Below are 14,530 nucleotides of genomic sequence, written 5' to 3'. Positions count from 1 at the left end.
TTTGGGTAAGATCAGGGTTTTCTCTGACGCTGGAATTTATTTGTGACACGAAGCATGACCGCGTTTGCCCGCTATGAGGAGCAAACAGACCTGGGTACATTGAGCTGGGAACTGCGCTCGGTGAATCATCGCTATCTTGAGATCGGTTTTCGTCTGGATGAGAGTTTCAGGCCACTGGAAATGGCGATGCGCAAATTTATCAGCGATACGCTGGGCCGGGGGAAAATCGAAGTCGCGCTGCGTTACAAAGCGCCGGAACAACAACAGGAAAGCCTGGAAGTGAACCAGGCGCTGGCCGAGCGCGTTATCAGCCGTTATCAGCAACTGGCTACACTCAGTGATAATGCAGCGCCGCTGGATTTGATGGAAGTCATGCAATGGCCTGGCGTGATTGAAACACCGAGCCTGGATCAGGAAGCGCTCAGCGAGCAGGTCATGGCCTCGCTGCAAAAAGCCCTGATTGATCTGGTCGACACCCGCGAACGGGAAGGCGCTGCACTGCAGAAAATGATCGAACAGCGTTGCCAGCAGATTCATCAGATTGCCGAGCAGGTCCGCGAACGAATGCCGGAGATTTTGCAGAATCATCGGCAGAAACTGCAGGAAAGAGTGCAGGAACTGGCTGTGAATCTGGAGCCGGAAAGACTGGAACAGGAAATGGTCCTGCTGGCGCAAAAGAGCGATGTTGCCGAGGAGCTGGATCGACTGCAGAATCATGTGAGGGAAGTTGAACTGGTTTTACAGCGCGAGGAACCTATTGGCCGCCGGCTCGACTTTCTGATGCAGGAGTTGAACCGGGAAGCCAATACGCTGGGTTCCAAGTCGATAGATACCGAGACAACCCGGTTTTCGGTTGACTTAAAAGTGTTGATTGAGCAGATGCGGGAACAGATCCAGAATATCGAGTAAATCAGGATCGGTTTTGCTTGAGTGCCCGCTTGCGGGCATACATTTGACGGTCGGCTTTTTCCAACAGACTTTCCAGATCTCTGCCGTCATGGGGATACACTGCACCACCAATGCTGGCACTGAGAGGCAGCACGTCATTATTATGATGAAACTCCTGCTGTAGCTGGCGCTCCAGCCGTCTGGCCTTGAGGTCGATATCTTCTTTCAGGGTGATGGGGGTCAGAATCATGCCGAACTCATCGCCACCGAAGCGGGCAACGGTGTCACTGGCCCGGCTTTTCTGTCTGAGTCTTCTGGCAAACTCGCAAATCGCGGCATCACCACTGAGGTGGCCAAAATTATCATTGATTTGCTTAAGATCATTCATATCGATCATCAAGATGCCAGTCAGAGACTGATGTCGTCTCGCCTGAGCCAGTGCGCTGTGCATATGATCCAGAAACAGCGCCCGGTTGGCGAGGCCGGTCATCTGATCATGCGTCGCGCGGTAGAAGAGTTCTTCAAAATTGTACTCTGTCGCGTAGAACATCGCTGATGCGACCATATCCGAGAGCATGGTCAACATGACCTCGTCCGCCTCGCTGAAAGCTTTTTTTTGTTTAGACAACACTTTCAAAACACCGATGGTGTGATCGCCATGTCGCAACGGTACGACCAGCAGTGCGTTTAGACCAATGCGCTCGCAGGAAGCACGATCGACACGCGGGTCGGTACTGGCATCGTCGCAGCGCAGCGTATTGCCGGTTTCGCTACACAGTCCCGAGAGACTGCCCTGAACAGGGATTCTGAGGCCAAGCTGGCTCCTGGCGATACCGGCCGTGGCACGGTAAACCATATGCAGTTTGTCAGTCAGCTCGATGACACTGCCGTCCGCACCTGTCAGAGCCATACTGCGCTCTGTGACCAGATCCAGAATATTGCTGATATTCAGGCCCAGCCTGGCGATATCAGTTTGTAGCCTGAACATAGCGAGCAATTGATCACGGCTAAGCTGTGACGTATCAGGGGACATTGACTTCTCCACTGTCATGGAACGCTAAGTTAGCAAACAGTCAGGGATAAGTATTCCAAGTCAGTCAAGCTTTAGTGCAATCTGTGTCCATGCAGATCTTGTGACTAATTCGCCGCATAATGATTTCTCATCGGTATAATGTCGGTTTGGATTTTACCGGCATGCTGTCGGCTCTAAAGTTAAGACCAAGGTTTGCTCGCATGATAGGAAGTTTATTTATCGTCGCCGCCCCTTCAGGCGCAGGGAAAACCAGTCTGGTAAATGCACTGGTCGAACGCCATGACGATATCCGGCTGTCTGTTTCCCACACAACCAGGCCCCCCCGTGAGGGTGAGGTCGATGGCCGTGATTATCATTTTGTCAGCCAGCAAACCTTCGCTGACATGCGCGACAAGGGTGATTTTCTGGAATTCGCCACGGTATTTGATAACAGTTACGGCACCTCATCCGTTGCCGTACAGGAAATGCTGGCCCAGGGCCTGGATGTGATTCTGGAAATCGACTGGCAGGGAGCGCAGCAGGTTCGAAATAACCTGAGCGACGCCACCGGAATTTTTATTCTGCCCCCTTCCAAAAAGACGCTGGAACAACGTCTGCGCAACCGCGGTCAAGACAATGAAGAGATCATTGCCCGCCGTATGCGGGACGCGGAGAATGAAATTTCTCACTACGTTGAATTTGATTATCTCATCGTCAATGATGATTTTAGCGAGGCGCTGGACAGCCTGACTGCCATCATCCTGGCTAAACGACATACCCTGGCAATGCAGAAACAGAAGCAGGCCGGGCTTATCAGTGAACTGCTGGGTTGAGTCAGGATTTTTGCAAAACCCGCTGCGGGGCCACTTCACCTAGCTTAAAACGCTGATATTACGTAGAATTACTTCTTTTAACTCACGGGGAAAATCAGATGGCTCGCACCACTGTAGAAGATTGTTTAGAAAACGTTGAAAACCGGTTCCAGCTGGTGCTGGTGGCTGCCAAACGCGCCCGCGAAATCGCGCTCGGCGATGAACCAATGGTCGAATTGGATAATGACAAGCCGACTGTGCTGGCTTTACGTGAAATTGCAGAAGGTCTGGTTGGTCCGGAAATCCTGACCAAAACCACGGCCCGTGAACACGCAGAAGAAAGCATCGTGGCTGACGAAGAGCTGCAAAGCCAAGAATAAAGCTCGTGAGCGCCAAACCTTCAGTCGCCTCTGAACTGGATTTCATCCAGGAGTCTGAGCCGAAACTCACGATCGATGATCTGTGTTTTGCGACTTCCAATTACCTGGAACCCAGGCAAGTGGATGACATTCGCCGCGCCTATCATTTTGCGGATCAGGCTCATGAAGGGCAGACCCGCCGCAGTGGCGAACGCTACATTACCCACCCGCTGGCGGTAGCGCACGTGCTGGCGATGATGCATATGGACTATGAGTGCATCATGGCCGGACTGTTGCACGATGTGATTGAAGATACGGCGTTGAGTAGCGACGACCTCGCGGCTGAATTCGGTGAGGAAGTGGCTGATCTGGTGGAAGGGGTTACCAAGCTCGCCAAAGCCGCGTTTGAAACGACGAAACATGCGCAGGCAGAAAACCTGCGCAAAATGCTGCTAGCGATGTCCCGCGACATCCGCGTCATTATCGTCAAGCTGGCAGACCGTCTGCACAATATGCGCACACTGGGTCATCTGCGGCCGGAAAAACGCCGCCGCATTGCTCACGAAACGCTGGATATTTATGCGCCGATTGCCCAGCGTCTGGGTATGAACCTGATGCGCTGCGAGCTGGAAGACCTGGGTTTCCATGTGCTTTACCCGATCCGCTATCGCGTCCTGCAGGATGCGGTGCGCAAGGCCCGCGGCAACCGTAAGGAAATCGTCAGCCAGATCACGGCCTCGATTCTTAACCGGATGGAGCAGGAAGGTCTCAGCGCCGATATCCAGGGCCGGGAAAAGAATCTGTACAGCCTGTACAAGAAAATGGTCAGCAAACAGCTGTCTTTTTCCGAAGTCATGGACGTTTATGCTTTTCGCATCATTGTCGATGATGTGGATGCCTGTTACCGGATGCTTGGCGTTGTACACAACCTCTATAAACCGGTGCAGGGCAAGTTCAAGGACTATATCGCGATTCCCAAGGCCAATGGCTATCAGTCATTGCATACGGTCTTGTTCGGTCCCTATGGGGTACCGATAGAAGTACAGATTCGCTCCCGCGATATGGATCACATGGCCGAAGCCGGCGTCGCTGCGCATTGGTTATATAAAACGGGTGAGTCGTCGGGTGGCGATAACCTTGCTCACCGTAAAGCCCGCCAGTGGCTGCAGGGCATTCTGGAAATGCAGAAAGGCTCCGGTGACTCGATGGAGTTCCTGGAAAACCTGCGCATCGATCTGTTCCCTGACGAAATTTATGTCTCCACACCCAAAGGGGAAATCCTGACCCTGCCGCGGGGCGGCACCGCAGTCGATTTCGCTTATGCCGTACACACTGATGTCGGTAATAACTGTGTGGCTGCGCGTGTTGGCCGTCATCTGGTGCCGCTCAGCACACAGCTGGAAACCGGGGAATCGGTGGAAATCATCACCTCGCCCAATTCCCATCCGAACCCGGCCTGGCTCAACTTTGTCGTGACCGCCAAGGCCCGCACCAGCATTCGCCATTATCTGCGGCATCTGCAGACAGAAGAAGCGATTCTGCTGGGCCGTCGCTTGCTTAACAAACACCTGACCGCCTTCTCAACCCATCTTGATGATATTCCGGTCGAGCGTTTCAACGAACTGGTCAAAGAATTCGAACTCAAGCAGTTTGATGATTTATTGGAAGATATTGGTCTCGGAAATCAGTCCGCACTGTTGATTGCCCAGAAACTGGTCAACGAATCGACACCGAACAAAGAACCCCAGGCGCTGATGATCGCTGGTACAGAGGGCATGGTGGTGAGTTTTGCCCGTTGCTGCCATCCGATTCCGGGCGATCCGATTCACGGCTATGTCAGTACCGGACGTGGCATTATTATTCACCAGCGCAGCTGTAAAAACACTTCGCATCTGCGGGTGCAGAATGAGAAATGGCTGGACGTGACCTGGTCACCGGATGTCGATCGTGAATTCCCGGTGGATATTATGGTGCACGTCAAGAATCAGCGCGGCGTGCTGGCGACGGTGGCAGCCGTGGTGTCTGAGGCGGATTCCAATATCGACAATGTGGTTGTGGATGAACGTGACGGTGGATATTCCGATCTCAGACTCACCATCGAAGTGCAGAGCCGTCAGCACCTTGCGCGCGTGATTCGCCGCCTGCGCCTGCTCGATATGGTGGAAAGAATTTCCCGTATTAATCAATGACGCCACGCTGAGTGGCCTTCAATGGAGAACATAATGACACGCGAAATTATTCATACCGCCGATGCCCCTGAAGCCATCGGTCCGTACTCTCAGGCAGTCAAAGTCGGTGATATCGTCTATCTGTCCGGCCAGATCCCGCTGGTGCCGGAAACCATGACGGTACTGGACGGGGACTTTTCTGCCCAAGTGCGTCGCGTGTTCGATAATCTGTCCGCTGTCGCCAAAGCCGCCGGTGGCAGCCTGCAGGATGTGGTTAAACTCAATATCTTTCTGACGGATCTCAGCCATTTCGGTACCGTTAATGACATCATGACCGAATATTTCGAACAGCCGTATCCGGCGCGTGCCGCGATTGGTGTTGCCTCACTGCCCAAGGATGTGCCGGTTGAGATGGACGCGGTGCTGCACCTGGGCGCCTGAACCAAGCATTAAAGGAGTCAGCGGCTGTGGTGGCGGGTGAGTTGTTATCACAGCCGGTAACTTCGCTCAAAGGCGTCGGCGGCAAAGTCGCTGAAAGGCTGAGCAAAATTGGTATTGAGCAGGTTCAGGATCTGCTGTTTCATTTACCACTGCGTTATCAGGATCGTACCCGCCTGATGCCGCTGGGAGCACTCAGACCCGGGCAGGAAGTGCTCATCGAGGGCACGATCCAGCTTTCTCAGATCAAGTTCGGCCGGCGTCGTTCCCTGTTATGCCATATCTCTGATGGCACCGGTGCCATCGTGCTCCGCTTTTTTCATTTTTCCAAGGCCCAGCAGGAACAACTGGCCAAAGGCCGACGCATCCGTTGTTTTGCCGAGGTTCGCAACGGCCCCGCTTCGCTGGAAATGGTGCACCCCGAATATCAGCTGATTGCTGCTGAAGGTATCGTCCCGGTCGATAATGAGCTGACCCCGATTTACCCGACCACCGAAGGTTTGCATCAACTGTCTTTACGCAAGCTGATGCAGCAGGCGCTGGCGATTCTGGATCAGGACTCGATGCCGGAACTACTGACAGCCTCGTCCAGGTTACACCAGGCCGCAGAATATTCTCTGGTCGATGCGCTCAAGTATGTGCATCAGCCGCCGCCTGATGCCGCGGTTGAACAACTGCTGGAACGTAAACACCCGGCGCAGAAACGGCTGGCCTATGAGGAATTACTGGCACAGCAGTTAACCATGAAGAAACTACGTGCCCAGACCCGGCATCATACGGCGCCCATACTCAAAGGTGACAGCCATCACCGGAAACAGCTGCTGGCAGCCCTGCCGTTCCCATTAACCGGCGCCCAGCAACGGGTCATGGACGACATCCTGCGGGATATTGCCGAGCCGTGTCCTATGCAGCGGCTGGTTCAGGGCGATGTCGGTTCAGGTAAGACAGTGGTGGCTGCACTGGCTGCGGTCGAAGCAGTTTCCGCCGGCTGTCAGGCGGTGATGATGGCGCCGACTGAATTGCTGGCTGAGCAACATTACCGTACCTTTTGCAACTGGCTGACTCCGCTGGGGATTCAGGTTGGCTGGTGTGCCGGTAAACAAACTGCTTCACAGCGTAAACAGGTGCTGGCTGATTTACAGTCAGGCGAGATCAAGGTCGCGGTTGGCACCCATGCTTTGTTTCAGGACGAGGTTGTGTTCAATAATCTGGGCCTGGTCATTATCGATGAGCAGCACCGTTTCGGGGTGCATCAGCGGCTGGCGCTCAGAGACAAAGGCCGCGATGTCAACGCTATCCCGCATCAGCTGGTGATGACCGCGACGCCGATCCCCCGGACGCTGGCAATGACTGCCTATGCCGATCTGAATGTGTCAGTGATTGACGAAATGCCGCCTGGCCGCACCCCGGTCACCACCGTGGTGGTGTCTGATACACGACGTCAGGATGTCATTGACCGGGTGCATGCCGCCTGTCAGCAACAACGACAGGTTTACTGGGTCTGCACGCTGATCGAAGAATCGGAACACCTGCAGTGTCAGGCTGCCGAAGATACCGCCACCCTACTGCAGGACAGCCTGCCCGATCTGAAAATTGGCCTGGTTCACGGCCGTATGAAGACTGCTGACAAAGAGCTGGTAATGAGTGCTTTTAAGGCCGGTGATTTGGATATGCTGGTCGCCACCACGGTAATTGAAGTCGGCGTCGATGTGCCCAATGCTAGTCTGATGGTGATTGAAAATGCCGAGCGCCTCGGGCTGGCGCAGTTACATCAGTTGCGTGGCAGGGTGGGGCGAGGCCAGATCGAGAGTCATTGTGTATTGATGTATCATCCGCCTTTATCCGAAAATGGTCAGGCCAGACTCAAGTGTCTGCGTGAGACCAATGACGGCTTTGTGATTGCACAGCGCGATCTTGAAATTCGCGGACCCGGTGAAGTACTGGGTACCCGCCAGACCGGCCTGCCGCAATTCCGCGTCGCCGATCTGATTGAAGATCAGGACCTGCTGGCGGTAATGGACCGGGCTGCCAGCGCCATCCTCAGGGAAGCGCCACAACAGGCGGATTCCCTGGTTAACCGCTGGTTTGCCCACAAACTCGATTTCGGCAATGTTTGATGAATGGACCGTTGATGAATTTCCGAACCCACTGGCAGCCGCCGCTTGTTCAATCTCTGCCGCCCGCACTGCGGGGCTGGCTGACAGACAACGGCTCGCTGACCCGACAGTTAACCCGGGCCTGTGAACAGGGGTTTTCAGTCAAACTGCTGCAAAGCGGTTGGCAGCGGCCATTGGCAGATGAATCGTTGTTGCTGGGACAGCCGCTGGGACAACGGATGTTCTGCCGCGAAGTTTATCTGCTGGATGGCGACAAAGCCGAGGTTTATGCCCGTACCATGGTGCCAAAGCGTACCTATCAGGCAATGCAGGCCCGTTTTGAAACCCTGGGTAACCGCTCGCTGGGACAGATGCTGTTTAATGATCCGTCGCTACAGCGCGGAGAGATCGAAGTCGCTTGTCTGCAACCACAGGATAGTCTGTTTAAAATGGCGACCCGGCATTTGACGCAGTTGCCTGACGCATTGTGGGCACGCCGTTCCTGTTTTTATCTGGATGATAAGGGCATGCTAGTCAATGAAATCTTTCTGCCGTCAGCTAAGTGGAGTGATTGAGTGAACTCTGAATATAACGGTTTGCAGCCTTATCTGCGATTGATGCGCCTGGACCGGCCGATTGGCATTTTGCTGCTGATGTGGCCGACGCTGAGCGCCCTGTGGATTGCAGCCGAAGGCATGCCGGATTTATTGGTGCTGACGGTATTTATCCTGGGCGTGATTATCATGCGCAGTGCCGGCTGTGCGATTAATGATTTTGCTGATCGCAAGGTGGATGGCGAAGTCTGGCGGACTGAGGGCAGACCCCTGGCCACCGGCGAGTTACAGGCCCGTGATGCGGTGATAGTCTTCACTTTACTGGCACTCGCCGCGTTTGGGCTGGTGTTATTGCTCAATACCATGACTATTTTCATGTCGCTGGTCGCGGTGTTGCTGGCAGCGACTTATCCCTTTATGAAGCGTTATACCTACCTGCCGCAGATTTATCTGGGTATGGCTTTTGGCTGGGCGATACCGATGGCTTTTACCGCCCAGACCGGGACTGTGCCGGTGATTGCCTGGCTGCTGTTTATGGCCAATATTATCTGGACTACGGTCTATGACACGTTTTACGCGATGGCCGATCGTGAGGACGATCTGAAAGTCGGCATCAAGTCGACGGCGATTCTGTTCGGCGATGATGATTTGGTGATTCAGGGCATTCTGCAGTTTGCTTACTTGATAGTGATGGTTTTGATCGGGCAGCAGCTGCAGCTAAGCCTTATTTATTATCTTGGAATTGCAGTAGCCGCCGGCCTGTTTATCTACCAGCAGTATCTGAGCCACCATCGTGAACCCAAAGCCTGTCTGCGGGCTTTTCTCAATAATAACTGGGTGGGGATGGTGATTTTTCTGAGTCTGGTACTGCATTACCTGTTCTGGGCGGACTGATGACTGGTCAGCTTGATCAAAACCGGCTGATAAAACTCAAACCCGAGTTGGCGTCGCTGGAACAGCAATTGTCAGCGATGCAGCCCTTATTGCGGCAGATGCATTTATTGTCGTCCAATGCGGTCAGTGCCGCGGCCAGAGCCGGTAGTGAGGGCGATGCCTTTAGGGTGCTGACCCAGGGCATTCAGGAACTGGGCCAAAACATTAATCAGGATCTGCAACAGGCCCATCGTCTGCTGACAGTTATGCTGGAGGCAGAAAACTGGACTCAGGTACAGCGTCTGATAAAAAAACTGACAATGACTTTGTCAGAGATGCCGCAATCAGTGAAAAAAGGAGAATACCTGGCGATTTGCTGTGCAGTGGAAGCGGCCCATGCCAGCCAGCACAGTGACAGTTTTGATGCTGTCGCCACCATGCTTAAGCAGTTAGTCGCCGATTGTCGCAGGCAGGTTGCGTCGCAGCAGGAAATGCTCGACAGGCTGTTAACCGCCTGCGAATAAACTAATCAGGGAGAGAGGATGCACACAGGGAGTGCCATTGTCTTGTTGCTGCTTGCCGGCAGTTTACAGGCAGATATTTATCGCAGTGAAGATCGTTTCGGCAATACCCGCTTCAGCGACAAAACGTCGATCGGCGCAGAGCCTGTCGAGCTCAACACCGCCCCTTATCGCTATAAAGTCAGAATCAGGCATGTGATTGACGGCGATACGCTGGTATTGGAAAGCGGTGACAGAATCAGACTGATTGGGATCAATACGCCGGAAGTGGAGAGCCGCTATACACGGGCGGAAGCCGGTGGTGAGGCGGCGCGAGACTGGCTGCGGAAAACACTGCGAACCCCCGATGTCTGTCTGGAATATGATGCAGAGCAGCTGGATAAATATCAGCGACAGTTGGCCCATGTCTTTCTGGATTCCGGTGAATACCTGAATGCCAGGCTGCTCAGAGAAGGCCTGGCAATGCTCACTCTGACACCGCCTAATCTTCGATACAGCTCGAAGCTGATTCAGGCTCAGCAGCAGGCAGAAAAAGCCAATCGCGGAATCTGGCAAAGGCCGGCATTTCAGCCTAAGACGCTGGCTGATTTAGTGCCCGGTCGCAGTTATCATGGCTGGCAGCGCTGGCAGGTCACGCCGAAACATATTGGCGAAAGTCGCAAATATATCAATCTGATTGTCTCTGAACATTTTGTTATCAAGATCGCCAAGTCCCTGCAGGCCGGCTTTCCGCCGCTGTCAGCCTATCTGGATCAGCCGGTCGAAGTGCGGGGCTGGTTGCGCAGACAGGGCGATCAGCACTTCATGATTGTGCAGCATCCTTCAGCGATGGTTACGCGCTGAGTCCTTTATTCTCCTCTGGCGAGTTTATCCCGGTACTGCTGCAGTTGCCGATGATAATGCTCAGCATCGGCATATTCCATAAAATACTGATAGCGTTCATGAGTGCCAAGCACTTTGCGGGCATGTTTGATCGGACAGAAATACTGTTCAGTGCGGGCCAGAATTTCGCGGATATAGGCCACCACGCCGTTAGCATATGAACAGTACAGACAGTGCCAGCGCTCGAAGATATTCAGGTAACCGAGCTGATGGCGGTCAAACACAATATAGTCCCGGCGTTTAACCAGCCTGATGCGGTAAATGGGAAAGCAACTGTACTGGTAGCAACTTACCAGGAAATCTATCGCGATGAGAGGGATGATCATCGCGTAAATAATCGGCATCGTGACGAGATTAACGGGGCGAATACCCAGCCAGCGCCAGACGCTGAGCTTGAGGCGCTTATGGGCCTGCTTGATGGAGCGCTCGAACTCGACCCTGCGGCCACGGATAGTAAAGCCGATGACCTGACTACGCTGGTTCAGTTCGGCTTTCAGCTCTTCTTCCAGTTGGCGGATTTGCTGCAGGAGTTGGTCGATTCTGCCGTTCATGACAGTCACCTCTCGGAGTTAGGGCTTGTTTGACGCTTTTTCAGTCACAACAGATGCGGGGATGAAGGAGCAACAAGCCCTAGCGTTTCGGCCAGTACTTCTGCATCTCCAGGAAGACAAATGAGGCTGACCAGGTAATCATTACCAGCCCGGTCAGTGATTCCAGGCCGGTAAGAAAGCGCAGATAACCACTGGGCTCAATATCACCATACCCCAGTGTGGTGAACGTGGTGAAAGAAAAATAGCTGCAATCTAGCAGGCTTAAATCGATATTACCGCTGAGCGTGCCGAAGTCACCGGTATGAATCATGATGTAATAGCCGATAGCAAACAGCCAGATCTCCACCACATGGGCCAGCATGATGGCCATGACTGCCAGTAAAACCCGGTAGCGGTGAATGACTTTCACCGAGGGCAGCTTTTTAGCCAGCATATACAGGGTTTCATAATGGATCAGCACTGTCGCGACAACGATAACGGTGTTGATGATAAATGTGGCCAGTAGCATCAGCGGGCCTGCTTGACGCGGTTACGGCCAGACAATTTAGCGGCATAGACGGCCTGATCCGCCATCGCGATCAACTGTCTGCTGTCTTTAATTGAGCCCGGCACCTGCATCGTGGCGACGCCAATCGACAGGGTAACGCTGAGCGCCTTGCCCGAGGGAATCGCAAACTGAGCCTTGGCGACACGGTCGCGGATCTGCTCGGCGATCAGTGCAGCATCTTCCTGTGCGGTATCGGCCAGCAGAATAATAAACTCTTCACCACCATAACGTGCCAGCACGTCGGTCTGCCGTAACCGGTCAGACAATAGTTTTGAGACCTGCTTGAGCACCGCATCACCGGCCTGGTGTCCATGCTGATCATTGACCCGTTTGAAATGGTCCAGGTCAATAAACAGACAGGATAAGGGCGAACCGGAACGCTGCGCCCGGCTGACTTCCTCGCTGAGGCGCTGATCAAAAAAACGGCGGTTATTAATGCCGGTCAGGGCATCACGCAAACCGACCAGCTTGATATGCTCATGCAGACGTGCGTTTTCGATACAGGCTGAGACGACGGCAGCGAGATGTTCCAGAAACAGGGTACCGATCTGGCCCTGAAAGCGGGACGAATTACGGCTCCCCAGGTTAAGACAGCCGAACAGGTGATTCTGACGCACCAGGGGCAGCAGGGCGACTGAGCCCAAATCATCCTGCGCCGGAAACAGGTAGGCATGCTGATGCGGTGAATATTTGAGCAGGCGTGGCTTTCGCTGCGGACTGAAGTGTTGATTAACCAGATGCGCCGAGTCACTGAATATGAGTCGTCCGGTCCAGGCATTGGGCGAAATTTTGGACTCCACCAGCCGCTGGATTTCATATTCGGGGTCATACAGCATCAGTGTGACTTCAGTGAGCTGAAAGCGATCTTTGTGTTGATCCAGGATAATGCTCAACAGCTCATGCAGACTGGTGCTGTTGAGTAAAGCCAGTTCATATTGCTGGAAGTTCTCCTGTTTCCGCTCATTACTTTTGGCGATACGAAGCAATTCATCCAATCGAGCTTGTAAGGTGGCGATATCGTGCATCCAGACGCCTTATGAGCGGTATTTTGTCTAGCGTTAATAATGGCTTATTGCGCGTGCAATTGTCCACACTTCGATAGTGTCTGCGCCGTTTTTCTGTAGGACTTTGGCGGCTTCTGCAGTGGTATGACCTGAGGTCATGACATCATCAATAATAGCGATATGGGCCGGTATGGCTTTATCGGGACATTGAAAAGCCTGTCGAACATTATGGTGCCGCTGTTTGAAAGACAGCTGACTCTGGGAACGGGTGTATCTGATCCGTTGCAGCAACTCGGGCTGGCAGCTGAGATCCAGGCTGTTTGCCAGTCTGCGGGCGATCTCTTGCGCCTGATTAAAGCCACGCTGACGCAGACGCAAAGGATGTAAAGGGATCGGAATCAGGCAGTCTGGAAGTTGCTTGCGCGGCGCCAGCAGGTGAGACATCTGCGCTGCAAAAAAGTCAGCAAACTGCAGTTGCTGATGAAACTTGAAACTGGTAATGCAGCGTTTGATGCCGGCCTGGTAACGATAGAGACTGAGACAATGTTCAGCGACCGGCGGATGTTGCAGACAGCGACCGCAGATTTGCGCAGATTCCAGTGGCATGGCACAGCGCTGGCATGCCGGACCCAGCAGCGGCAATTCGGCTGTGCACGCCCGACAAAGCGGACCTTGCAGACCCGGCAGGCCACAGAGCAAACAAGGTATTGGAAACAGTTTCCTGTATAATTTCCCGGATTGATGTGTCAAAGCGCTGAATAAAGCCATGACCGTCACCCAATTTAATCCTTTAAATCAGTGAAGAGTCATCATGCCTGAGAATGTAGCAGAAACCCAAGCGACGATTCGTCAAGACTGGGAGCAGGAAGAGGTCGAAGCCCTGTTCGCTTTGCCTTTCAACGATCTGCTCTATCAAGCTCAAACCGTTCACCGTGAGCATTTTGATGCCAATGCGATACAAATCAGCACGCTGCTCAGCATCAAAACCGGTGGCTGTGCCGAAGACTGCGGCTACTGCCCGCAAAGTGCCCACCATCCTTCTGCGGTCAAGGCCGAGCCTTTGATGCCGCTGGAAGAAGTGATGAAATCGGCGAATGAAGCCAAAGACGCCGGTGCCAGCCGTTTCTGTATGGGCGCCGCCTGGCGTAACCTGAAAGACCGCGACCTGGAACGTGTTGCAGATATGGTTGAAGGGGTGAAAAGTCTGGGCCTGGAAACCTGTGTGACCCTGGGCATGCTGGAAGAGCACCAGGCCAAACGCCTGAAAGATGCCGGTCTCGATTACTACAACCACAACCTTGATACTTCGCCCGAGTTTTATGGCGAAATTATTTCCACCCGTACCTATGAAGACCGTCTCAACACCCTCAGCCATGTCCGCGATGCCGGCATTAATGTCTGTAGTGGTGGTATTGTCGGCATGGGCGAAACCCGCACCGATCGTGCCGGTCTGTTGATTAGCCTGGCGAATCTGCCGACCCAGCCGCAAAGTGTGCCGATTAATCTGCTGGTTCAGGTCGAAGGCACGCCGTTGAACGGCACGGATAATTTGGACGCGCTGGAATTCGTGCGCACGATTGCTGTGGCCCGTATCATGATGCCGAAATCTTTCGTCCGTCTGTCAGCCGGTCGTGAAAATATGAGCGATGAAATGCAGGCCATGTGCTTCCTGGCTGGTGCCAATTCGATTTTCTACGGCGAGAAACTGCTGACCACCGATAACCCGGATACCCACCACGATCAGCAACTGTTCAAACGTCTGGGCATTACTCCGTGGGTTGGTGACGATAAAGCCGAAAACAAACAGTGTTCGGCGGCCTGATAA

16 protein-coding genes are annotated in these 14,530 nt (G+C 53.6%); 11 read left to right on the top strand and 5 right to left on the bottom strand.

All coding sequences use genetic code 11. The features are described from left to right. Window positions 1–42 precede the first annotated feature (42 nt). Window positions 43–909 (top strand): YicC/YloC family endoribonuclease, encoded by an 867-nt coding sequence (locus FH755_RS05020; RefSeq protein ID WP_366658689.1) that lies wholly within the window; start codon window positions 43–45, stop codon window positions 907–909. A 1-nt stretch (window position 910) separates the two neighbouring features. Here the strand turns inward: FH755_RS05020 and FH755_RS05015 are convergent, their stop codons facing one another. After that, on the bottom strand, window positions 911–1,921 hold the full coding sequence (locus FH755_RS05015) for a sensor domain-containing diguanylate cyclase (RefSeq protein WP_292439245.1): 1,011 nt from the start codon (window positions 1,919–1,921) through the stop codon (window positions 911–913). 200 nt (window positions 1,922–2,121) lie between these two features. Here FH755_RS05015 and gmk point away from each other — a divergent pair, with 200 nt between their 5' ends. The 9 genes from gmk (at window position 2,122) to FH755_RS04970 (ending at window position 10,564) form a co-directional block, all read left to right on the top strand. Next, on the top strand, window positions 2,122–2,733 hold the full coding sequence (gene gmk / locus FH755_RS05010; RefSeq protein ID WP_292439243.1) for a guanylate kinase: 612 nt from the start codon (window positions 2,122–2,124) through the stop codon (window positions 2,731–2,733). A gap of 98 nt (window positions 2,734–2,831) precedes the next feature. Continuing rightward, a complete protein-coding gene (gene rpoZ / locus FH755_RS05005) occupies window positions 2,832–3,092 on the top strand; it encodes a DNA-directed RNA polymerase subunit omega (protein WP_292439241.1) in 261 nt (86 codons plus the stop codon). Between the two features lie 71 nt (window positions 3,093–3,163). Further along, window positions 3,164–5,260 carry a RelA/SpoT family protein gene (locus tag FH755_RS05000; RefSeq protein ID WP_366658697.1) on the top strand — a complete coding sequence of 699 codons (2,097 nt, stop codon included), beginning with the start codon at window positions 3,164–3,166 and terminating at the stop codon, window positions 5,258–5,260. A gap of 33 nt (window positions 5,261–5,293) precedes the next feature. Continuing rightward, complete coding sequence (locus FH755_RS04995; RefSeq protein ID WP_292439238.1) at window positions 5,294–5,680, top strand: RidA family protein; 387 nt, start codon at window positions 5,294–5,296, stop codon at window positions 5,678–5,680. A 26-nt stretch (window positions 5,681–5,706) separates the two neighbouring features. Next, the gene (recG, locus tag FH755_RS04990) at window positions 5,707–7,794 is read left to right on the top strand and encodes an ATP-dependent DNA helicase RecG (RefSeq protein ID WP_292439237.1); all 2,088 of its coding nucleotides are present in this window, start codon (window positions 5,707–5,709) and stop codon (window positions 7,792–7,794) included. A gap of 14 nt (window positions 7,795–7,808) precedes the next feature. Then, window positions 7,809–8,348, top strand: coding sequence for a chorismate lyase (locus FH755_RS04985; RefSeq protein ID WP_292439236.1), 540 nt, complete (start codon window positions 7,809–7,811; stop codon window positions 8,346–8,348). Beyond that, window positions 8,349–9,221, top strand: a complete 873-nt coding sequence (gene ubiA / locus FH755_RS04980; protein ID WP_292439235.1) for a 4-hydroxybenzoate octaprenyltransferase — start codon at window positions 8,349–8,351, stop codon at window positions 9,219–9,221. Continuing rightward, complete coding sequence (locus FH755_RS04975) at window positions 9,221–9,724, top strand: hypothetical protein (protein WP_292439234.1); 504 nt, start codon at window positions 9,221–9,223, stop codon at window positions 9,722–9,724. The genes ubiA and FH755_RS04975 overlap by 1 nt, the downstream gene beginning before the upstream one ends. Window positions 9,725–9,742: 18 nt before the next feature. Further along, window positions 9,743–10,564 (top strand): thermonuclease family protein, encoded by an 822-nt coding sequence (locus FH755_RS04970; RefSeq protein WP_292439233.1) that lies wholly within the window; start codon window positions 9,743–9,745, stop codon window positions 10,562–10,564. Between the two features lie 5 nt (window positions 10,565–10,569). Here FH755_RS04970 and FH755_RS04965 read toward each other — a convergent pair whose 3' ends face one another. The 4 genes from FH755_RS04965 to FH755_RS04950 all read right to left on the bottom strand — a co-directional run bounded on the left by FH755_RS04965 (window position 10,570) and on the right by FH755_RS04950 (window position 13,473). Then, window positions 10,570–11,154, bottom strand: coding sequence for a hypothetical protein (locus tag FH755_RS04965; RefSeq protein ID WP_292439231.1), 585 nt, complete (start codon window positions 11,152–11,154; stop codon window positions 10,570–10,572). Window positions 11,155–11,233: 79 nt separating this feature from the next. Beyond that, complete coding sequence (locus FH755_RS04960; protein ID WP_292439230.1) at window positions 11,234–11,662, bottom strand: potassium channel family protein; 429 nt, start codon at window positions 11,660–11,662, stop codon at window positions 11,234–11,236. Beyond that, on the bottom strand, window positions 11,662–12,726 hold the full coding sequence (locus FH755_RS04955) for a DUF484 family protein (RefSeq protein ID WP_292439229.1): 1,065 nt from the start codon (window positions 12,724–12,726) through the stop codon (window positions 11,662–11,664). Before FH755_RS04955 ends, FH755_RS04960 begins: the two co-directional genes overlap by 1 nt. 33 nt (window positions 12,727–12,759) lie before the next feature. Next, window positions 12,760–13,473 carry a ComF family protein gene (locus FH755_RS04950; RefSeq protein WP_292439227.1) on the bottom strand — a complete coding sequence of 238 codons (714 nt, stop codon included), beginning with the start codon at window positions 13,471–13,473 and terminating at the stop codon, window positions 12,760–12,762. 43 nt (window positions 13,474–13,516) lie between these two features. On the opposite strand from FH755_RS04950, the gene bioB reads away from it, so the two are divergent. Next, on the top strand, window positions 13,517–14,527 hold the full coding sequence (bioB, locus tag FH755_RS04945) for a biotin synthase BioB (protein WP_292439226.1): 1,011 nt from the start codon (window positions 13,517–13,519) through the stop codon (window positions 14,525–14,527). The last annotated feature ends 3 nt before the right edge of the window (window positions 14,528–14,530 follow it).

The organism is Methylophaga sp. (genome assembly GCF_009711715.1).
Lineage (GTDB): Bacteria > Pseudomonadota > Gammaproteobacteria > Nitrosococcales > Methylophagaceae > Methylophaga.
Note: the sequence above shows the minus strand (reverse complement) of the source record. Positions and strands in the feature narration are given on the sequence as shown.

What these genes read in the sequence shown, in the direction of transcription:
- FH755_RS04950 (WP_292439227.1), bottom strand. Translation starts at nt 13,473, where the DNA reads ATGGCTTTATTCAGCGCTTTGACACATCAATCCGGGAAATTATACAGG.
- FH755_RS04985 (WP_292439236.1), top strand. Translation starts at nt 7,809, where the DNA reads ATGAATTTCCGAACCCACTGGCAGCCGCCGCTTGTTCAATCTCTGCCG.
- FH755_RS05015 (WP_292439245.1), bottom strand. Translation starts at nt 1,921, where the DNA reads ATGTCCCCTGATACGTCACAGCTTAGCCGTGATCAATTGCTCGCTATG.
- FH755_RS04955 (WP_292439229.1), bottom strand. Translation starts at nt 12,726, where the DNA reads ATGCACGATATCGCCACCTTACAAGCTCGATTGGATGAATTGCTTCGT.
- FH755_RS04960 (WP_292439230.1), bottom strand. Translation starts at nt 11,662, where the DNA reads ATGCTACTGGCCACATTTATCATCAACACCGTTATCGTTGTCGCGACA.
- FH755_RS04975 (WP_292439234.1), top strand. Translation starts at nt 9,221, where the DNA reads ATGACTGGTCAGCTTGATCAAAACCGGCTGATAAAACTCAAACCCGAG.
- FH755_RS04965 (WP_292439231.1), bottom strand. Translation starts at nt 11,154, where the DNA reads ATGAACGGCAGAATCGACCAACTCCTGCAGCAAATCCGCCAACTGGAA.
- FH755_RS04995 (WP_292439238.1), top strand. Translation starts at nt 5,294, where the DNA reads ATGACACGCGAAATTATTCATACCGCCGATGCCCCTGAAGCCATCGGT.
- bioB (WP_292439226.1), top strand. Translation starts at nt 13,517, where the DNA reads ATGCCTGAGAATGTAGCAGAAACCCAAGCGACGATTCGTCAAGACTGG.
- FH755_RS04970 (WP_292439233.1), top strand. Translation starts at nt 9,743, where the DNA reads ATGCACACAGGGAGTGCCATTGTCTTGTTGCTGCTTGCCGGCAGTTTA.
- gmk (WP_292439243.1), top strand. Translation starts at nt 2,122, where the DNA reads ATGATAGGAAGTTTATTTATCGTCGCCGCCCCTTCAGGCGCAGGGAAA.
- rpoZ (WP_292439241.1), top strand. Translation starts at nt 2,832, where the DNA reads ATGGCTCGCACCACTGTAGAAGATTGTTTAGAAAACGTTGAAAACCGG.